This window comes from Paraliobacillus salinarum, from assembly GCF_014083865.1.
GTDB classification, from domain to species: domain Bacteria; phylum Bacillota; class Bacilli; order Bacillales; family Amphibacillaceae; genus Paraliobacillus; species Paraliobacillus salinarum.
Genome location: NZ_JACEFA010000003.1, coordinates 15,283 through 36,158, shown reverse-complemented (window position 1 = coordinate 36,158; position 20,876 = coordinate 15,283). Strand labels below are relative to the sequence as shown.

The 20,876-nt window shown below is 34.9% G+C and carries 22 protein-coding genes; 11 read left to right on the top strand and 11 right to left on the bottom strand.

Going from position 1 to position 20,876, the window contains the following annotated elements:
• Window positions 1–22 precede the first annotated feature (22 nt).
• Window positions 23–880: an AraC family transcriptional regulator gene (locus HP569_RS04235; RefSeq protein WP_182199918.1), complete on the top strand. Its 858-nt coding sequence runs from the start codon at window positions 23–25 to the stop codon at window positions 878–880.
• A 269-nt stretch (window positions 881–1,149) separates the two neighbouring features.
• The gene (locus HP569_RS04230) at window positions 1,150–1,593 is read left to right on the top strand and encodes a DUF5392 family protein (protein ID WP_182199917.1); all 444 of its coding nucleotides are present in this window, start codon (window positions 1,150–1,152) and stop codon (window positions 1,591–1,593) included.
• 465 nt (window positions 1,594–2,058) lie between these two features.
• Here HP569_RS04230 and HP569_RS04225 read toward each other — a convergent pair whose 3' ends face one another.
• Window positions 2,059–2,265 (bottom strand): helix-turn-helix domain-containing protein, encoded by a 207-nt coding sequence (locus tag HP569_RS04225; RefSeq protein WP_182199916.1) that lies wholly within the window; start codon window positions 2,263–2,265, stop codon window positions 2,059–2,061.
• A gap of 9 nt (window positions 2,266–2,274) precedes the next feature.
• Entirely contained in the window at window positions 2,275–2,799 is a 525-nt protein-coding gene (locus HP569_RS04220; protein WP_182199915.1) for a DUF2975 domain-containing protein, read from the bottom strand.
• Window positions 2,800–2,981: 182 nt separating this feature from the next.
• Between HP569_RS04220 and HP569_RS04215 the strand changes: the two genes are divergently transcribed.
• From HP569_RS04215 to HP569_RS04195, 6 genes are all read left to right on the top strand, one after another.
• The gene (locus HP569_RS04215) at window positions 2,982–3,371 is read left to right on the top strand and encodes a GntR family transcriptional regulator (protein WP_182199914.1); all 390 of its coding nucleotides are present in this window, start codon (window positions 2,982–2,984) and stop codon (window positions 3,369–3,371) included.
• Window positions 3,364–4,260: an ABC transporter ATP-binding protein gene (locus tag HP569_RS04210; RefSeq protein ID WP_182199913.1), complete on the top strand. Its 897-nt coding sequence runs from the start codon at window positions 3,364–3,366 to the stop codon at window positions 4,258–4,260. Before HP569_RS04215 ends, HP569_RS04210 begins: the two co-directional genes overlap by 8 nt.
• Complete coding sequence (locus HP569_RS04205; protein WP_182199912.1) at window positions 4,235–6,214, top strand: DUF6449 domain-containing protein; 1,980 nt, start codon at window positions 4,235–4,237, stop codon at window positions 6,212–6,214. The genes HP569_RS04210 and HP569_RS04205 overlap by 26 nt, the downstream gene beginning before the upstream one ends.
• A gap of 17 nt (window positions 6,215–6,231) precedes the next feature.
• The gene (locus HP569_RS04200) at window positions 6,232–6,804 is read left to right on the top strand and encodes an RNA polymerase sigma factor (protein WP_182199911.1); all 573 of its coding nucleotides are present in this window, start codon (window positions 6,232–6,234) and stop codon (window positions 6,802–6,804) included.
• Window positions 6,805–6,885: 81 nt separating this feature from the next.
• Window positions 6,886–7,020, top strand: a complete 135-nt coding sequence (locus HP569_RS14515) for a hypothetical protein (protein ID WP_281366419.1) — start codon at window positions 6,886–6,888, stop codon at window positions 7,018–7,020.
• A gap of 119 nt (window positions 7,021–7,139) precedes the next feature.
• Window positions 7,140–8,189 carry a lactonase family protein gene (locus HP569_RS04195; RefSeq protein ID WP_182199910.1) on the top strand — a complete coding sequence of 350 codons (1,050 nt, stop codon included), beginning with the start codon at window positions 7,140–7,142 and terminating at the stop codon, window positions 8,187–8,189.
• A 43-nt stretch (window positions 8,190–8,232) separates the two neighbouring features.
• Here the strand turns inward: HP569_RS04195 and leuD are convergent, their stop codons facing one another.
• From leuD to HP569_RS04155, 8 genes are all read right to left on the bottom strand, one after another.
• Complete coding sequence (leuD, locus tag HP569_RS04190) at window positions 8,233–8,823, bottom strand: 3-isopropylmalate dehydratase small subunit (protein ID WP_182199909.1); 591 nt, start codon at window positions 8,821–8,823, stop codon at window positions 8,233–8,235.
• 25 nt (window positions 8,824–8,848) lie between these two features.
• Window positions 8,849–10,264: a 3-isopropylmalate dehydratase large subunit gene (gene leuC / locus HP569_RS04185; protein ID WP_182199908.1), complete on the bottom strand. Its 1,416-nt coding sequence runs from the start codon at window positions 10,262–10,264 to the stop codon at window positions 8,849–8,851.
• 28 nt (window positions 10,265–10,292) lie between these two features.
• Window positions 10,293–11,357 (bottom strand): 3-isopropylmalate dehydrogenase, encoded by a 1,065-nt coding sequence (leuB, locus tag HP569_RS04180; protein WP_182199907.1) that lies wholly within the window; start codon window positions 11,355–11,357, stop codon window positions 10,293–10,295.
• 19 nt (window positions 11,358–11,376) lie between these two features.
• Entirely contained in the window at window positions 11,377–12,924 is a 1,548-nt protein-coding gene (locus HP569_RS04175; RefSeq protein ID WP_182199906.1) for a 2-isopropylmalate synthase, read from the bottom strand.
• Window positions 12,911–13,942 carry a ketol-acid reductoisomerase gene (gene ilvC, locus HP569_RS04170; RefSeq protein WP_182199905.1) on the bottom strand — a complete coding sequence of 344 codons (1,032 nt, stop codon included), beginning with the start codon at window positions 13,940–13,942 and terminating at the stop codon, window positions 12,911–12,913. Before ilvC ends, HP569_RS04175 begins: the two co-directional genes overlap by 14 nt.
• Before the next feature lie 59 nt (window positions 13,943–14,001).
• A complete protein-coding gene (ilvN, locus tag HP569_RS04165) occupies window positions 14,002–14,526 on the bottom strand; it encodes an acetolactate synthase small subunit (RefSeq protein ID WP_182199904.1) in 525 nt (174 codons plus the stop codon).
• Window positions 14,523–16,256, bottom strand: coding sequence for an acetolactate synthase large subunit (gene ilvB / locus HP569_RS04160; protein ID WP_182199903.1), 1,734 nt, complete (start codon window positions 16,254–16,256; stop codon window positions 14,523–14,525). Before ilvB ends, ilvN begins: the two co-directional genes overlap by 4 nt.
• A 596-nt stretch (window positions 16,257–16,852) precedes the next feature.
• A complete protein-coding gene (locus HP569_RS04155; protein WP_182199902.1) occupies window positions 16,853–18,181 on the bottom strand; it encodes a TrkH family potassium uptake protein in 1,329 nt (442 codons plus the stop codon).
• A 206-nt stretch (window positions 18,182–18,387) separates the two neighbouring features.
• Between HP569_RS04155 and HP569_RS04150 the strand changes: the two genes are divergently transcribed.
• Both HP569_RS04150 and HP569_RS14510 read left to right on the top strand, forming a co-directional pair.
• Window positions 18,388–18,621 carry a phage holin gene (locus HP569_RS04150; protein ID WP_182199901.1) on the top strand — a complete coding sequence of 78 codons (234 nt, stop codon included), beginning with the start codon at window positions 18,388–18,390 and terminating at the stop codon, window positions 18,619–18,621.
• A 36-nt stretch (window positions 18,622–18,657) separates the two neighbouring features.
• The gene (locus tag HP569_RS14510; RefSeq protein ID WP_343051104.1) at window positions 18,658–19,473 is read left to right on the top strand and encodes an N-acetylmuramoyl-L-alanine amidase family protein; all 816 of its coding nucleotides are present in this window, start codon (window positions 18,658–18,660) and stop codon (window positions 19,471–19,473) included.
• Window positions 19,474–19,504: 31 nt separating this feature from the next.
• Here the strand turns inward: HP569_RS14510 and HP569_RS04140 are convergent, their stop codons facing one another.
• Entirely contained in the window at window positions 19,505–19,786 is a 282-nt protein-coding gene (locus HP569_RS04140) for a hypothetical protein (protein WP_182199900.1), read from the bottom strand.
• Between the two features lie 87 nt (window positions 19,787–19,873).
• On the opposite strand from HP569_RS04140, the gene HP569_RS04135 reads away from it, so the two are divergent.
• A complete protein-coding gene (locus HP569_RS04135; protein WP_182200145.1) occupies window positions 19,874–20,863 on the top strand; it encodes a zinc-binding dehydrogenase in 990 nt (329 codons plus the stop codon).
• Window positions 20,864–20,876: the final 13 nt, after the last annotated feature.

Below are 20,876 nucleotides of genomic sequence, written 5' to 3'. Positions count from 1 at the left end.
GCATAGAGGGGGGAGAAGTGAGTTGTCTCAATCGATCGGCACTTTTCAAACAGAAGAAGCACTAAATCAAGAATTTTATGTATATGAATGTGGTTACGAAGATGTTAAACCTAGAGATCCCTATCAGTATGAGCCAATTGATTATTATTTGATTCATTATATTGAAGAGGGGGAAGGATTATTTTTTATTAATGATGAGGTGCATCACCTTGGTGAAAAAGAAGGTTTTATTATTCCTCCAAATACAAAAAATAATTATTACCCGCTAGTCGGTAACCCTTGGAGCTATAGATGGATCGGATTTAAGGGCACACGTTGCCAGGAGCTTTTTCAGAAATGTGGTTTTTTAAAGAATTCTAATACAGGGACAGGTAATTATATTTATCGTTTTGATGATATAGAAAAACTAAGCACGATTTTTAAAAATGTCTATGAGTATTCTGATAATCAAATGCCTTATGCAGCTCTAGGTGAATCGTATCATTTGATAAATGTATTGATCGAACAACATGAAGCAGATTTACGCTATAAAGTAACCAATGCTGAAAATTACATTCAACAGGCAATTGATATCACCATAAAACGTTTCAATGATCCTAACTTTTCAATAGAAGTACTCACTAGTGAATTACAAATTGAGCGTTCTTATTTATTTCGTTTATTTAAGAAATATTTAAATATAAGTCCCAAAAATTATTTAATTCAAGCAAGAATTAAAAAATCTACTGAACTATTAAGGAGAAGTAGTTCTTCAGTAGAGGAAATTGCATATCTTGTAGGTTTTAATAATCCATCTCATTTTTCAAGACAGTTTTCAAAATATAAAGGGATTTCCCCTTCAAAATATCGTTCGCAATTTAAGACCATTCGAACGTTGTAATATATTTTGACGCACATATCCTTAACAGGCAGAACAATTGACGCTAGAGGGTTCTAGGGATATAATAGATACAAATAGAATATTATTTCCTTAAGGGGAGTAGCTTTTACAATAAAGTCGTCAATACAGAATGAACACACCGTCATTCTCGGCTTTGTTGGCAACCAATGTTGTTAGCAAGACCTTACCAGTGTATATGGGGAGGTCTTTTTTCATACGATGGAATAGTACAGGAATTAACCTATAAAATAAAAAGGAGAGGTGAAGAGATGAATCCTTTATTATTTGATAATATGCCGCCTTTTATTAAGAGAGAGATGGAAAAGATTACACAGCAAATTCAACCTTTAATGAAAAAGAATTCTAAATACGTTATGTTTGCTTTTCCGCTCATGCTTGTTGGTGGATTTAATTTGATTGTTATGTTTTTCCAAGGGGCATATAGTTTTGACATGTTGCCTATGACTGGACTATACGCCTTAATTACTGCCATTGGGATTGCTTTGTTTAAAGAATCTAAATTTATGAATAGAAAAATTCATCAGGTGGGTAAAGATCAAATTATTGAAAGAATTCAAATGAGTCGAATTCTTGGGGAAGAAAAAAAGAACGCATATATTGAAATGGTGAAGAACCAATCAAAAATGAGTCTTCAAGTTTTCTTTAACTTTTTAACTGAAGAGAACAAAGAGAAGCAAAATATGTATTCATAAAATGATAGGTTCACATAATAATAGATGGAAGACTAATGCAAAAGTAAGGATTAGTCTTCCATTTTTTTATTATTAAATAGTTGTTTCTTTTTTTAAAATACTATAATATAGTTTTGTACTAATCCCGTGTCAAAGAGGTGATAAGTTTGCTAGAAGTTATGAGCTTACCAGTAAGCAATCTATTAGGTATGTTTATATATCTCCTAATTTTTGTTGGTCTTTCAGCTACAATTACTAATGTTATTTTATATTTTATACCAAGAAAATTCAATTTTTCCTTTCATAGTACGATTACTGGCATAGTAGTCTTCATATCCATTTTGTTATGGTGGTTTATTATTGTCCGCTAACATCCATCTAGTTAATTACATACATTGTCTAATATATATATAAATAGTTTAGATAAGTGAGCGGAGTATTACGCATGGTTATGCGTGATACTCCGCTTATATTTATTTTTATTGATTATTCATTTCTATATTCTAAAATATCAGCTGGTTGACAATCTAAGCTCTCACATATTTTTTCCAAAGTTGAAAATCTTATTGCTTTCGCTTTCCCTGTTTTTAAATTTGATAAGTTAGCTTGTGTTATATTCACTTTTTCTGAAAGCTCATTTAAGCTAATTTTTCTCTTTGCCATCATGACATCTAAATTCACTATTATCGCCAATTGTATCACCTACACCGTTAAATCATTTTCTTCCTTTAAGTTTAATCCTTCTTTAAAAACTTCTACCATCGCTATAATGATTATGATAATAGACAAAATAGCTATGATAAATACGGAAAAATTTAAACTAATTCCTGAAAAATCAAGTGCTCCGTTTCGTATGCTCCATCTAGAAAATTCAATGGAAAACTCATTACTAGTTGATATTCCTAATATTGCTAAAAAAGCAAAGACAACTAACGCTCGTACTATTCTTTGCATAAGTTTAATGTTCTCACCATTAAATATCTTATCTTTTTCCAAGTTTTTAATTAAACGAATCATTAAATACAGTGGGTATAAAATTGAAGCTGACGTTAGTAATAATAATATCATTACTTTTATTTGAAGTGCTCCACTCATTACAACCATTTCATTATTATGATTGAATGTAGGATTATCAACGACTCTCCACAACGTGGCAACTGTGAAACCAACCATTAAAATAATGTGAAACAATAAAATGCTTATCAAACCTTTTCTTTTAATACTCATTTTAATAACCTCCCTTTATAATCCCTTTCTTAATTATTAATTATAAATGTATTTTTATTGATAATCAATAAAAAATAAAAATATATGGAAAATAACTATTTACAATTTAATTTTTCAAGCGTATAGTATTAACTGTACTATGATTAATAATACAGTTAATACAGTTGAAAGGGAGGTTAGATATGTTTGATCTAGATTTGCGCAGCCGAAAGCCAATATATGAACAATTAGTTGATAAGTTTAAAGAATTCATTATCAATGATGTAATGCAGACAGATGAAAAGCTTCCATCTGTACGAATATTAGCCCAACAATTAACTGTTAATCCAAATACAATTCAAAAAGCGTACCGTGAATTAGAAGTGCAAGGTTTTATCTATTCTGTAAAAGGAAAGGGAAGCTTTGTTGATGGATCAGCAAAAAAAGTTAGTTCGGATGAGGTGAAAAGAATTAAATCAGATTTAGAGAAACTTTTAGCCGAAGCCTTTTTTGTAGGAATAACAAAGAATGAAATAAATGAATTGATTGATTTAACGTATGAACAAATTGGAGGTGGCAATGGTAATGATTAAATTAACAAACGTCTCAAAGCAATTTGATAAAGAAATGGTCTTAGACAATGTTTCTTTTGAAGTAAATAAAGGGTCGATTTACGGTTTGTTAGGTTCCAACGGCGCTGGAAAGACGACACTATTAAAAATGATAGCAGGGATACTTAAACAAAATCATGGGGAAATAACAATAAACACACATCCAATATACGAAAATCCTGCATTAAAACAAACAGTTATGTTTATTCCTGATTTGCCATTTACCTTTCCACAATATACCGTGAAACAAATGGCTGAATTTTATGCAAATGTATATGATACATGGGATCAAGAACGATTTCACAAGCTACATGACCTACTAGGCTTAGATGTAAATCGAAAAGTTGCTCGTTTTTCTAAAGGGATGCAAAGACAGGTAGCCTTTTGGTTAACTTTATGTACGATGCCGGATGTATTAATTTTAGATGAACCATTTGATGGGTTAGATGCGGTTGTACGTCAAAAAATTAAGAATTTGATCATTCAAGATGTTGCTGACAGAGAAATGACGGTAATGATATCATCACACAATCTCAGGGAAATTGAAGACATTTGTGATCACATTGGCATTCTGCATCACGGATCATTCATATTAGAAAAAGACTTGGATGACTTGAAATCGGACATTCATAAAATACAAATTGCTTTGAAAACAGAAAGCGATGAATTATTCGATCAGCTAGAAATTGTCCATCAAGAAAAAAGGGGCAGTGTTCATTTGCTGATTGTAAGAGGTGGTCGAGAGGATATTGACCAAATCATAAAATCCTTTAACCCTGTTGTATATGATTTATTACCGCTGACATTAGAAGAGATATTTGTTTATGAAATGGGAGGTGTGGGTTATGCAATCGAAAACATCTTGGTTTAAGAAGGAGCTAGTAAAACAAGACTTTCGCCAAGTTGGTTGGATCAGTCTTGTGTACACAGTTATATTGTTTATTGTAATGCCATTAAATATCGCCATGTATTTAAGTCAAGATAATATGTATACTTATATAACCGATAATACGTACAATAATTTATTTGAATTTGCACCTCCTATTCAATTATTAACTATATTTGTTGCACCAGTAATATTAGCTATAGCATTATTTCGTTATATGCAAGTAAATCACTCCGCTGATTATATGCATAGTTTACCGATGAAAAGGCAAACCATTTTTTATCATAAATTTGGTTTAGGGATGTTTTTATTAGTAGCTACTGACCTGTTTATTAGTTTAGTTTTAGTTGTCATTAGCTTTACTTTCGATGTATCACATTTTTATACATTCAGTGATATTGGAATATGGTTTAGTCTAAGGTTGCTGTTACAATCCTTGGTATTCTCCATCACTGTATTTGTTGGTATGTTAACTGGACTATCTACTATTCAAGGAATTTTCACTTATATATTTATGTTTTTCCCTGTTGGTATAACAATGCTGATCATGTTCAATTTGGATCAGATTCTAATTGGATTTCCAACAAATTATTTGCTAGAAGACCAAATTTATCGTTATTCACCAATAACTTATAGTTGGGAATTACTTTATGAGATGAATGGTACGATCGTTGATATCATGAGTTATATTCTATTCACTTTGTTTTTCACTGGGATTAGTTTGTGGTTATACACGAAAAGACGGACAGAAGCAGCTTCTCAAACAGTTGCGTTTGCACCATTACGCCCAATATTTAAATATAGTTTTACTTTTTGTATGACATTAGTAGGGGGCTCTTATTTTGGTGGGTTACAAAACCAATATGGATGGTTGATTTTTGGTTACGTATTTGGTTCGATCATTGGTTATGTTATAGCACAAATGATCTTGAAAAAGACATGGAGAGTATTTTCAGATTGGAAAAGTTATTTTTATTATGTACTGGCTTGTAGTATTTTATTTGTTCTAATTTCGTTAGATATAACGGGATATGAAAGTCGTGTACCTAATTTAGATGACATTGAACAAGTATATCTAATGGAACAAGAAACAGTGAATTGGCAAGAGGGAGCTAATGATGAGCAATATGAAGGGATTAAATCACAATCGTTGATTAATGAAGTGAGAGATATACATCAAAAGCTAATCGCTTCATCAGAGCGTTCGAATTTGGATCGATATTATTCAAATACAATCGAATTAAAATATGATTTAAAGAGTGGTCGTCAAGTAGTAAGAAAATATAATGTTCCTGATACTGTTTCATTGGATGAACAATTAAAACCAATTTATGAATCAAAAGCATACAAAAAAATGAACTATCCAATACTTTCGATAGATCAAAGTAAGATCAAAGAAATTGAAATATTTCAGCACATAAATTCGTTTGAAACCGTATATATTGGTTCGAATGACAAACGTATTGAATCTTTAATTCAAGCTTTACAACAGGATGTTATAAATAGAACATTTGATGATATACGGTATCCTACTAATTCGTTTGTAGATGTAATGGTTCATTTGAAAAACAATGATACCGCAATAAACATAAGGGTTCAACCCACGGATGCATTCTTTATGAATTGGTTGAAAAATGAAGGTCTATATGATGAAGTGATGGTTACAACTGATCAAGTAGATGCCATTTATTTAAAAGAATTTAATCGAAATAGTCATGATCTATATAATGACAAATCGTATTTGAATAATAAAGACGCGATTAAAATTACAAACGATAAAGAGATTAGCGAATTGTTACATTCAATTAGCCAGCGAGGAGCTTATGAGCAAGAAAGAGTCTATGGTATAGCGATTGATATAAAAGGTGTAAACCATATGATTGTTGAATTATTAGAACCAACTAAGCTTCCTGATTTTGTCTCCAAAAAGATGGATTAAGTTGAGGTGAAGCTACAATGCCAATGGTGGAAGTAAATAGAGAAAAGCACCTTACCTTTGATGCGTGCTTTCAAATTTACTATCAAGAAATGCTTGCAATAGCAACACGCATAACTAGAGACAGCTATTTAGCAGAAGATGTTGTACAAGAATCTTTTATCAAGGCTTACTCTCATCAACATAATATTGAAGACAAATCGAAATGGAAAGCTTGGTTAAAAACAATTGTCAAACGCACTGCTATTGATATGTTACGTAAACAACAGAAAATACAAATGATTCCTGCTGATGATTGGACTCAAAATAGCTGTCTTCTTGAACATAAAAGCTGTTCTTTTGTAGAAGAAGCAATAGAGAAAAATTTTGAGTATGAACAAATTACTAAAGCGATTGAAGCACTTAATTCTAATTTGCGTGATGTAATGTATTTGAAATGGAACTTTGATTTATCTGATAAGGAAATTGCTAAAAAATTAATGATTTCGATATCAGCTGTTAAAACTCGCTTATATCGAGCAAGATTTAAACTGCGAGAGGTTCTGATAGGCGAGATAGACATGAACGTTCAAGTATGGTTTCATGCATCTTGATTGAATGAAAATATCCTGTTAAATATTTCTTGTAGTAAAACCACGTGTTATGGAAATAGTATTAACAGGAGGTGAGAAAGCATGAAAAACAAAAACATGATACTTCCTATTTTAGCATCAATCGGTGTTGGAGCAGCAACATATTACAGTATGAGAAATAAAGACATGGGTAATATGATGTCAAATATGACAAAAACGATGAACCAACATCAGTAATAAGTATATTAAAAACAAAGCAGGCGAATCAAGCTATTCGTCTGCTTTTCTAATTCATAGCTTCTCTTTCGTTGTTTTGTTATAATGGACAAAAGTATTTAAAAGGGAGTGGAGTTCAAATGGGAAATCAATTTATTGGTTATGTTGGAACATACACAAAGCAAGATAGTGAAGGGGTGTATAAATTTGTACTCGATACAAAAAAATCAATGATTACAAGTGTAACACCTGCTGCAAAGCTTGATAACCCTACATATCTTACCGTATCAAATGACAATCAGTATTTTTACGCGGTGTCTAAAGACGGTGAGAATGGTGGCGTAACTTCATTTACGATTGACAATCAAACAGGGGAGCTTACTAAATTAAACAGCCAATCTTCAGCTGGTTCACCTCCTTGTCATGTGAGTATAAAAAGTGATAACTCTAACGTAGTTACAGCTAATTATCATACTAAAAAGGTTGAATCTTACCTAACTAACTCAGATGGTTCTTTACAGCCCACTACAGATGTTGCTGAACATGATGGTTCGGGTCCTCATGAACGTCAAGAAAAGCCACATATGCACTTTGCTGGTTTTACTCCAGACGAAAAATTCGTAATTGCAATTGATTTAGGTAGTGATAATATCATTACTTATAAAGCGGAAGCAGGTAAGTTAACAAGGGTACAAACATTTGAGACAAAGCCTGGTAGTGGGCCACGACACATTGCTTTTCATCCTAATGCTTCTATTGCTTATGTTATGACTGAGCTGAGCTCTGAAGTGATTGTATTATCCTATAATGAAGCAGACGGTTCGTTTACAGAAAAACAAACAATCAAAGCAATACCTTCTGATTTTGAAGATACGAATGATGGAAGTGCGATACACATTTCAAAAGATGGTAAGTTTGTTTATGTAGCGAATAGAGGGCACAATAGTATTGCAGTATTTGCAGTTGATGAAGCGAATGGTGAACTTACTTTAATTGAGTGGGTATCAACAGAAGGGAATTGGCCAAGAGACTTTGTACTGGATCCAACAGAAAAGTTCTTAGTTGCATCAAATCAAAAATCAGGCACATTAACACTTTTTCAAAGAGATGAACAAACAGGGAGATTAACAGCATTGCAAACAGATGTAGCTGCTCCAGAAGCAGTATGTGTGAAATTCTTGAATTACTAATAAATAAAAAAAGAGTTGCTCTGAGCAACTCTTTTTTCTTAATTTAATGCACGGTATGTTTAGTTTCGAATGCATCGATTTTACTTGAGTGGGATAGTGTAACTGAAATTTCATCCCAACCATTCAATAGCATTTCTCTTGGATATTCAGCTAAGTCGAAGTCTGCTTCAAAACCAGTAGAATCAAACACTATTTTCTCCTCTAAATCAACAGTCAAATAATAATCATCTGCTTCCGCATTTGCAATGAGCTGTTGTACTTCCTCATCTGTTAATTTAACCGGTAATATACCATTTTTCGTGCAGTTATTATAAAAAATATCAGCAAAGCTAGGGGCGATAATAACTTTGAAACCGAAATCTTGTAACGCCCATGGCGCATGTTCTCTGGAAGAGCCGCAACCAAAGTTATCACCAGCCACCAGAATGGATGCATCCGTATATTTAGGATCATTTAATGAAAAATCAGGTTTAAGCTGATCTTTTTCATCGAATCTCCAATTATAAAAAAGAAATTGACCAAATCCTTGCCGCGAGATACGTTTTAAGAACTGTTTAGGTATGATTTGATCTGTATCCACATTTGCTCGATTAAGTGGATAGACTAAACCAGTGTGTTTTTTTAATGGCTCCATTTGAACAACCTCCTTTGATTCATTGTTAAGCAGTAGGGATAGGTAGGCTTCTTACATCGACAAATTTACCTTCGATTGCTGCAGCTGCAGCCATTTCAGGACTTACTAAGTGCGTACGAGCGCCAGCACCCTGTCGACCTTCAAAGTTTCGGTTTGATGTAGAAGCACAGCGTTCGCCTGGAGGAACAATATCTCCATTCATCGCTAAACACATACTACAACCTGCACCTCGCCATTCAAAACCAGCGTCTTTAAAGATAATATCTAATCCATTTTCTTCAGCTTCTGTTTTAACTGATTGTGATCCAGGAACAACAATCGCTCTGACTGAAGGATGAACCGTTCTTCCTTTTATAATACTTGCAGCACGTTCAAGATCAGCTAATCGTGAGTTGGTGCATGAGCCGATAAACACATGCTCAATAGGAACTGTCGATATTGGTTGATCAGCTTCAAGGCCCATATAAGCTAAAGCATGATTGATTTCATTACGATCACTTTCTGTTTCAGCGTTATCTGGATTCGGTATGTTGCCACTAATCGGAATACACATGCTTGGATTCGTTCCCCATGTGACTTGAGGTTCGATTTCATTCGCATTGATTTCAACCGTTGCATCATAGACTGCGCCTTCATCTGTGGCTAAATCTAACCATTCACTTGCAACTTGATCAAAATCCTCTTCTTTTGGAGCGTATTTTCTGCCTCTTAAAAACTCAACCGTCTTTTCATCGGGGCTAACTAGTCCTGCTCTAGCACCAGCTTCAATGGACATATTACATATTGTCATTCGTCCTTCCATGGACAAATCTCTAATCGCCTCGCCAGTGTACTCTATCACATAACCGGTTCCAAACTTGACTCCAAATTTACCAATAATAGCTAGAATAAGGTCTTTTGCAGTTACACCTGTACCTAGTTTACCATCCACTTTAACATTTAAAGTTTTTGGTTCTGATTGCCATATCGTTTGTGTTGCCAAAACATGTTCTACTTCACTTGTTCCGATACCGAATGCCAATGCACCAAAAGCTCCGTGGGTAGAGGTATGGCTGTCACCACAAACAATCGTTTTTCCGGGTTGTGTAAGTCCTAGCTCTGGTCCAATAACATGCACAATTCCTTGATGTTTATGATGAATGTCTGCTAGTGGAATTCCAAACTCATCACAGTTTTTTTGTAGTTGGTCCATTTGCTTTTTTGATACCTCGTCTTTGATGACATTACGATGGATGGTAGGAACATTGTGATCCATCGTAGCAAACGTTAGATGAGGTTGTCGTACACGACGCTTCTTCATTCGAAGGCCTTCAAACGCTTGGGGAGAAGTTACTTCATGGACTAAATGAAGATCGATATATAAGAGGTCTGGTCTACCAGCTTCATGATGAACGACATGTTTATCCCAAATCTTCTCTATGACCGTTTTAGGCTTACCCATGATTGTTTCACTCCTTTGTTTTATAAGTTTAAATATATTCTTTAATGATTTCTGTTAATTCCTTTGTACCTAAACACTTTCCATTCTCGAGCTTTAAATCAGCTGTATGGTAACCTGCTGCGATCGTTTTGTCTATCGCTTTTTCGATGGCTTCAGCTTCCCTTTCCATATTGAAAGAATAGCGTAATAGAAGGGCCGCAGATAAAATGGTTGCAATTGGATTAGCAATACCTTTTCCTGCAATATCAGGTGCCGATCCATGAGCAGGTTCGTATAATCCAACACCATTTTCTGCAAGACTTGCAGAGGGCAGCATACCTAAAGAACCGGTTAGTACAGATGCTTCATCACTTAAAATATCACCAAACATATTTTCAGTAACAATCACATCGAAGTCAGTAGGGTTGGTTATTAATTTCATAGCAGCAGCGTCTACTAACTCATGATGGACTTCTACATCTGGATAGTCTAATTTCTTTTCTTCGACAATCTCTCGCCATAACTTACTTGATTCCAATACGTTTGCCTTATCTACTGAGGTTAATTTTTTTCTGCGAATTTGCGCACTTTGAAATGCTTTCTCAATAATACGTTCCATTTCATAACGTTTGTAATACAGTGTGTCTACAACAGCGTTTCCACTTTCAACTCGTTCACTTGGTGTACCAAAATATAATCCACCTGTCAATTCACGAACAATTAATAAATCACTGCCCTTAATGATATCTTCTTTCAGTGGGGAAGCACTGACTAAAGCAGGAAAGCCTTTAACTGGACGTAAGTTTGCGTATAAATCAAGTGCCTTACGAATGCCCAATAACCCTTTTTCTGGTCGTAAATGGGAAGGGTTCTTATCCCATTTTGGTCCGCCGACTGCACCTAATAGGACTGCATCCGCTACTTTACAAGCCTCTACAGTTTGATCAGGAAGGGGAGTGCCATATAAATCAATTGCACTTCCTCCAATATCCTGTTTTTCAAAAGTGAAGGTATGGTTGAATTTATTTGATAAATGAATGAGTACATCTTGGGTGGCATCAATGATTTCTGGACCGATTCCATCTCCAGGAAGTAAAACAACATGCTTTGACATTTATAAGTCTACCTCCAATCTAAGCCTTCGTATCTATAACTGTTGATTCAAGATTTTTATTGATAAAAATTCGATTAATTGCATTTAAATAGGCATGAGCAGCAGCTTCTAATACGTCCTGTGCATTGCCTCTTCCACTAACAGGTGTTTGATTTACATTCATGCTCACGTGTACTTCAGCTAATGCATCTTTTCCTTTACCAATAGAGCTTAGATTAAAGTCGGTTAATTGAATTTCTTCTTTAATTAATGATTCAATTGTATTGTAAAGTGCTTCTACACTACCTTGACCAGTTTTTGAATTGCTGACCTCTTTGTCTTCTGGTGTATGAAGAGACACCGTTGCTTTTGGTAAATTATTCGAATCGTATTGGACTTGAAACGATATTAGTTTATATCGCTTTATATTTTGAATGTCTGTTTGGATATCTGTTAAGATAACAAACAAATCATCGTCAGTTACTTCTTTTTTGCGATCTGTTAATTGTTTAAATGCCTTAAATGCCTCTGATACTTTATCTTCGTCAAGTTTAAAACCTAATTGTTCAATTTTATCTTTAAAAGCATGACGTCCGGAGTGTTTTCCTAATACTAGATTATTAGAATGAATGCCAACGAGCTCAGGCGTGATGATTTCATATGTTTCTGTATGCTTTAACACACCGTCTTGGTGAATACCTGATTCGTGTGCGAAGGCGTTTCTACCAACTATTGCCTTATTTCCTGGGACGGCCATCCCAGTTAATTTACTAACTAAGTCGCTTGTGCGTTTAATTTCTTTTAACACCATGTTCGTAGTAAATGGATAAAAATCTTCTCTTATTTTTAAAGCCACCGCAATTTCTTCTAACGCTGCATTGCCTGCGCGTTCTCCTATCCCATTAATTGCACCTTCAATTTGTGTTGCTCCATTCTGTATCGCGGCAATAGAATTTGCAATTGCCATACCTAGATCATCATGGCAATGACAAGAAAGGTCTACCTTTTCAATATTAGGGACATTCTTTTTTACATAGCTAAACATTTCGCCATATTCTTTAGGGGTTGTATATCCAACCGTATCAGGTAGGTTAATGACAGTTGCACCTGCTTCAATTACTTTTTCAATAATTTTCGCTAGAAATGGTAATTCTGTACGCGAGGCATCTTCTGCTGACCATTCAATGTCTTCACATTTTTGTTTCGCATATTTTACCATCGAAACTGCGATGTCAATGACTTCTTCAGGTGTCTTTTTTAATTTGTATTCCATATGAATAGGGGAGGTAGCGATAAATACATGTATTCTAGGTTTTTCCGCACCTTTAATCGCTTCCCATGCTGCATCAATATCTTTTTTATTTGCTCTGGCCAAAGCAGCTACAGTAACTGAATTAATGGTATTTGCAATCCTTTGTACTGCTTGAAAATCACCAGTGGAGGAAGCAGGAAAACCTGCTTCCATGACATCCACACCTAATCGTTCTAATTGCTTGGCGATTTCTAGCTTTTCTAATTGGTTTAAGTTTACACCTGGAGATTGCTCACCATCTCGAAGTGTTGTATCAAAAATCTTAATTTGTGCCATCCGAGCTCACTTCTTTCTTTGCATTTGCTTTTTGTTTTACAAATGGCATTAATTCACGCAGCTCTCTACCTACTTTCTCAATTAAATGATTATTTTCTTTCGCATTTGTCGCATTGAACTGTGGGCGATTTGCTTGGTTTTCCAAAATCCATCCTTTAGCGAATACACCTGTTTGAATATCTGTTAAAACGTCTTTCATACGAGCTTTCGTATCTTCGTTAACGACTCTAGGTCCTGAAACAAAATCACCCCATTGTGCTGTATCAGAAATAGAGTAACGCATGCCTTCAAGTCCACCCTCATACATAAGATCTACAATCAGTTTTAGCTCGTGTAAACATTCGAAATAAGCAACTTCTGGTTGGTATCCTGCTTCTGTTAATGTTTCAAAACCAGCTTTAACAAGGCTAGTTAATCCACCACACAGTACTGCTTGCTCACCGAATAAGTCAGTTTCTGTTTCTTCTTGGAAGGTGGTTTCTAGTATTCCAGCACGCCCTGCACCAATTCCTTTTGCATAAGCAAGAGCTGTTTCTTTCGCATTTCCTGTATGATCTTGATAAATACCATATAGTGCAGGAACTCCTGCGCCTTCCTCATACGTACGACGAACAAGGTGGCCAGGACCTTTTGGCGCAACTAGAAATACGTCTACGTTTTCGGGTGGTACAATTTGATTAAAATGAACATTAAAACCATGTGCGAATACGAGTGCATTTCCGTCTTCTAGATTTGGTTCGATACTTTCTTTATAAATAGCTGGCTGATATTCATCTGGTAATAGCACCATAACAACTTCTGCTTCCTTCGTTGCTTCTGCTACTGTTTTAACTTCAACGCCATCTTCAACTGCTTTGTCCCATGATTTACCTTGACGTAAACCCACAACAACATCAAATCCACTTTCTTTTAAATTCAATGCGTGCGCATGACCTTGTGATCCATATCCGATGATTGCGATTTTCTTATTTTTTAATACCTCTTCTTGAATATCATTGTGATAAAGTACTTTTGCCATTTGTTCTACATCCTCTCAGTTATAATTTTTTATAGTAAATGATTGATTCATTTAACTTCTTAATGTAATAAAGAAAATGGTATATTTTCTTGTGATTGCTGTGGCTGTTGCCCTCTTAAAAATGCGGTAACACCAGTTCTAGCTAATTCCTTAATCCCATAAGGGCGTAATAAGTCGATTAATGCCTCGACTTTATCTGATTTTCCAGTAACCTGGACAGACAAGGTGTCTTTACTTACATCAATAACAGTTGCTCTAAATGGTTCAATAATTCCTTGTATTTCTGATCGAAGCTGACTGTTGCTAACGATTTTTATTAGCGCCAGCTCGCGCGCGACAATTGCTTTATCTGTAATATCAGATACCTTTAAAACATCAATTTGCTTGTTTAATTGTTTTGTTACTTGCTCTAATTTTTGATTGTCTTCAATTTCTACAACAAAAGTCATCTTAGAAATTCCTTCGACTTCAGTACGACCGACAGAAATGCTTTCAATATTGAATTGCCGTTTTTGAAGTAATCCGGTGATACGATTGAGTACACCACTTCGATTTTGCACGGTTGCGGTTATGATGCGTTTCATGGTTTCACTCCTATCATTTCATGAATTCCTTTACCAGGTGCAATCATTGGATAAACATTTTCTTGTTGCAACACACGGGCATCAATAAGAGCAGGTCCTTCATCTGCAAGAAGGGAAGGGAGTTGCTCTATTAGTTCTTGCTCTGTTTCAAACTTGGCTCCTTTGATGTCATATGCTTCAGCTAGCTTTACAAAGTCTGGTTGTATTGAAAAAATAGACTCAGAATAACGCTCTTCGTAAAATGTTTCTTGCCATTGTCTAACCATGCCTAATGCAGCGTTATTGACGATAATAACTTTAACTGGTAGCTTTCTTTCCTGGAGAATAGAGAGCTCTTGCAATGTCATTTGAAAACCACCATCACCAACAATAGCTACAACTTTATCGTTTGGTGCTGCTAACTGTGCACCAATAGCAGCTGGGAAACCAAACCCCATCGTTCCTAGTCCACCAGATGTAAGCCAACGATTTGGTCTATTAAACTTGTAGTATTGAGCCGCCCACATTTGGTGCTGTCCAACATCAGTTGCAACAATTGCTTCTCCTTTTGTAGCTTTGTAAACTTGTTCGATAACCCATTGACCAATCATGCCTTCTTTCGGTTGTTTGTACCACAATGGATATTCTTTTTTATTTTCCTGTACGTATGTTAGCCATTCGTGATAATCACCTGAACTGTTGATTTGCTTAAGCATTAAGGTTAGAGCATTTTTTGAATCCGAAACAACAGGTATATGCGTGGTAATGTTCTTACCAATTTCAGCGGGATCAATATCCACGTGAGCAACAATTGCTGATGGGGCAAAGTGATCTAAGTTTCCTGTTAATCGATCATCAAACCTTGCTCCAATGTTGATTAAAAGATCACATTCATATAGCGCATTATTGGATGTGTAAGTTCCGTGCATACCCGCCATCCCTAAAAATAACTCATGTGTTCCAGGAAAGGCTCCCAAACCAAGTAGGGTTGAAGTAACAGGAATTTGGTGTTGTTCTGCAAACTTAAATAATTCGTTTGTCGCTTTTCCAATAATTACACCGGCACCTGCAAGTATGATAGGTTTTTTTGCTGTTTGAAGTGCATCAGCTAGTTTTTTTATTTGCATTGGATTTGGCTTCGTTGTTGGTTGATAACCTGGTAAGTAAAAATCTGTATCATATTGATCGCTGCAAGGGTTTGCGGCAAGATCTTTTGGAATATCAACCACAACTGGACCTGGTCGGCCTGTAGAAGCAATATGAAACGCTTCTTTAATTACTCTAGGCAAATCACTAATTGAACGGACTTGATAATTATGCTTTGTAATGGGTGTTGTAATCCCCATTACATCTGCTTCTTGAAAGGCATCTGTTCCAATAACGTTTTGTGCTACCTGTCCAGTGAATACAACTAGTGGGATAGAATCCATCATTGCATCAGCTATTCCGGTAACTAAGTTAGTAGCTCCGGGTCCAGAAGTAGCGATAACAACACCAGGTTTACCGGAAACACGAGCGTATCCTTCAGCAGCATGAATAGATCCTTGTTCGTGACGAGCCAACACTTGGTTAAAAGATTTTTTGGCTTTATATAATGCATCAAAGATTGGCAGTACTGCTCCTCCCGGATAACCAAATAAAGTATCTACATTAGCTTCAATAAGCGATTCAACTAATAAGTCGGCTCCCGTTTTTGGTGCATGATGTGAAGTAGTAACTTTTTTCTCTTGCATGTTTTTTGTTTGTACCATTTTATCCCTCCTAAGAGTATTAAATTACCTTTTTCTAACCTGTTATAATTAAAAAAGACCTTTCTCTCCTAATAAAGCCGATATATTCAGCATTACAAGGGAGAAAAGGTCTAACTTTTCACGGTACCACCCTGATTTACAGTACCTTTACAGATACTGTCTTAGGAAGCTATTTGGTTAAGCAAATAGCTTCGATTTTTAATAACGAGTGTTTTCAATACACCCGGTTAAATATACTTAGTTTCACCTGTTCCATTTAACACTCCGAGACGATGTCAGAATAATTTGTATTTCCGGGCTTCCAGCAACCCCGGCTCTCTGTGAATACAAAACTTTTATTCCTTTTTTCTCATCAATGATTTAAATCCTATTTAGTTTTAAAGTTTAAAAATAGTTTACTCTAAACAAAATTTTTATAGTTGGAAAAATTCTGATTATTAATTGTTTAACAATTACGAATAAATTATTTATTTGGTTGTCGACAATCATACAATTAATTTTAAAGAAGGTCAACAGGTTTAGTGAAAATTTTCTGATATTTTTAAAAAATGGGCAAAAAAATAAAAACAAGCTATCAAGAGTGGTAGCTTGTCTTGTTATCCAGTATAGATATTTCCTTTTGGATAGCGGATATTTGTTTGATGCGGTTTGGCTAATAAAAAGGCAAAAGTTAATGGTCCGAGCCTACCAATAAACATTAATAGTATAATTAATAGCTTTCCAGTCACAGATAAGCTTCCAGTTAATCCAGTAGACAGTCCAACCGTACCAAACGCAGATATAACTTCAAAAAGGATAGATAAGAAAGGTGCATTTTCCGAAATGGTTAACAAAAAAGTAAAGGTGAAAACAATTACTATTCCTATACTAACAATCGATAGAGAGCGAGTAATAACTTCTCTAGAAATGCTTCGTTCAAAAATGACAGGTTCTTCTTTAGTAGTTAAGAAAGAATAGGTAGCTAAAATAACTACAATGACAGTAGTTAGTTTAACTCCACTTGCTGTTGAACCTGTACCGCCACCAATAAACATTAATAGCATGGTATACATTAAAGAAGCGTCTTCCATTGATGCAATGTCGATTGTATTAAATCCAGCAGTTCGAGGTGCAACGGCTTGAAAATAAGAAGCAATTAATTTATTAAAGTCGTTAAAGGGTCCAATTGTATTTGGATTGCTGTATTCAAGTGAAAATAAGACAAGAACAGATATTACATTAATGACTAAAGTACCTGATAACATCAGTTTTGTATGTAATGACAATGCTCGCCAGTTTTTATTTAATCTTAAATCAGCAATTACCGTAAAACCTAGACCACCTAAAATAAACAAAGCTGTGATAACAAGATTAATAATTGGGTCGTGCACATGATCGATAAGATTGTTCGTCCAAGTTGAAAAACCTGCATTATTAAATGCTGAGATTGTATGAAATAGGCTGTGAAATAAGCCATCCCCAAAGCCGTATTTAGGGATCCATACGATGGAGAGAATAAAAAAGGCTGTCAATTCTACAATAAAAACAAATAACATCAATAATTTTATTAAACGAATAATTCCACCTGGATGATCTTGATTAAAACTTTCTGATAAAAACAGTCGTTGCTTCAGTGATATTTTACGACCAATTATCAATAAAGTGAAAAAAGCAAAGGTCATTAAGCCAATCCCGCCTAATTGGATCATAATCATTATAAATATTTGACCAATTCTAGTAAAAGAGGTCGCTGTATCTACAACAATTAATCCGGTAACCGTAGTAGCCGACGTAGCGGTAAATAATGCATCCAACCAGCTTAAGGGTTCTGTAGTTGATATTGGTAATTTTAACAGTAATGTACCTGTTGCTATAATAACCAAAAAACTAATTGCTAAGATTTTTGGTGGTGAAATAGTAAAAAAAACTTTTTTTAGTTTATCCATAGTATACTTCCTGCTTTTGTTATTTTATTTATTATTATAAAACAATGAATAAATTATGCAATTCTTTTATAGATAGACACTTTATTGTTTAGATGTTTCTATCATAAGAGTAGCTGAGATTGATAGATGCCGTGCCATTTTTTGATAAAAAAACTATAAATATTGTAGTGCATCGATGCAACTTTTAAATATAGAGGAGGGAGTATATGAACAAAGGCACGGTCATTCGAACAACATTACTTGTATTGGCATTAGCTAACCAAATGCTTGTTTTGTTTGGGAAATCACCACTTCCTTTTTCTGAAGAATTGGTAGAGCAAGTAATATCAACGATCTTTACTATTGTATCATCGGTCTATGCTTGGTATGGCAATAACTATGTAAGCAAAAAGGGTAAAAAACAATTAGATGTTCTAAGGAAAAATGGTTTATCGAAGTAGAATGGTAGATGTATATAACTAACAGACAAAGGAGCGATCACTATAATAATAATTGATCCTGGCCATGGTGGAAAAGATAACGGTGGTGGTAGCAATTCAATATGGATAGAAAAGGAATTTGTTTTGAGAATTTCATTATATCAATATGCGCGTTTGCAAGAGTTGGGTATTCCTGTAGAAATGACTAGGTATTCAGATAAATATCTTGCTAGTGAAGAACGGGTAAATCGCGTTATATTTAGTAAAGCGACATATTGTATTTCTAACCACATTAATTCAGGTGGTGGCATCGGTGCAGAGTTGATTCATTCCATTCATACAGATGGGAATCGTGCAAGAGTTTTAGCTAAGAAAATTAAAGAAGCAAATCAAAATGTTAGAAGAGTATTTACTCGAAGTCTTTCTAACAATGAAAAAAGAGATTATTACTTTATGCATCGAGAAACAGGGCAGGTAGAGACAATTATTATTGAATATGGATTTGCTGATTCAATTCAAGATCAAAAGAAATTGAGTAAAGATTGGATCAAGCTAGCAGAAGCAGTCGTTGAAGGGATCTGTTTACTAACGAACACACCATATAAAGAAAAGACCAATATATCAGGTGAAGGAGAGCAGCCAACTGCATGGTATATCGGGAGGCGTGTCGAAAGCATTGTTGATGAATTACGTTATTATCGTCAACCGGGCTGGGGAGATCAATACTTGGTTAACACAATCAACAAAGGGATCGGTTTTCCAAAGATTGTAGATAAAATAAAAGTAGAAAATGGTGAACAATACAAAGTGAAAAATTCGAAAGGTGATATTTATTATATAACTGCAAATGATAAATATGTCATTGTAAAATAGTTAGAAGCAAACTATTAGAAATGACATAACTCTATGCATGTTTGATTTGTTTAAATGATTGCACAAAAGCATTTGGATTTTCTTTTGTTTGAAATGCAGTTACTCCTTTATTCGTATGGAGATATAGAAAGTAATTAATATTGACTTTTCGATAGGTCATATCATATACATGGTCAATATTGTATTGTTGGCTGTAACTTTCTATGCAATGATTATGCAAGGTGAGTGTGTACTCATCTTGCGTGATACATTGTTGATTTTCTTTAATTTTACGATCAACGATTATATATGTATGTGTCGCTAACTTTGACAAGTTATTCATCCTCTTCTAGTATTGATATTATTAGTATGACAAAATTAAATCATGAAATCAAAAATAGTGATTTGGAGTGTTAATATGATTAAAGCGTTTGTGCATGAGGAAGAAAGTATTCTAATAAGGAAAATACCAGAACCTACACTTAAAGATAATGAGGTGAAAATTGCTATTAAGGTAGCTGGTTTGAACCATCGCGATTTACATATTCCAGAAAGAAGAGGAAATGTTTCTACTCCATTAGTTTTAGGTTCAGATGGCGCTGGAGTGATTGAACAGGTCGGAAAAAATGTGACAAACTTTGCTCCGGGCGATGAAGTAATCGTAAATCCTGGTCTAGGCTGGTTACATCAATCAGACGCGCCACCAAAGTCATTTGAAATTGTAGGTATGCCAAATGATGGAACATTTGCTGAAAAATATGTGGTTGATCAAAACTATGTTGAGAGAAAGCCAAGTTATTTAAGTTGGGAAGAAGCTGGTGTTTTAGTATTATCTGCCTTAACTGGGTATCGAGCATTGTTTACAAAAGGGAATGTTAGTGCGAACTCAACCGTATTTATACCTGGTGCTGGGAGTGGTGTCGCAACGTATATCATTCAGTTTGCGAAAGCGATTGGCGCTAGAGTAATTGTTACTTCTCGATCTCCAGAAAAAAGAGCAAAAGCGATTGCTTTGGGGGCGGATCTAGCAATTGATACAGAAGCAGATTGGAATGCAGAGCTCAAAGACGAATCCATTGATTTAGTTATAGATAGTATAGGAAGAGCAACGTTTAATCGTTCCTTATCCGTACTTAAACGGGGAGGAAAAATCGTTACTTTCGGTGCGACAACAGAAGATCAGGTAACCATTGATATCCGTAAATTTTTCTATGGACAATATCAATTGCTTGGTTCAACAATGGGGAATAGAGAAGAGTTACGCGATCTATTGCAATTTATTGAGAAGCATCAAATTCACCCTATAGTAGACAGTGTTTTTGTACTGGAAGAAACAAAAGAAGCATTTCAATATCTACAAAAAGCACAACAATTCGGTAAGATAGCGATACAAGTTGCTCAGAATGACTAGAAGTAATTTTAAC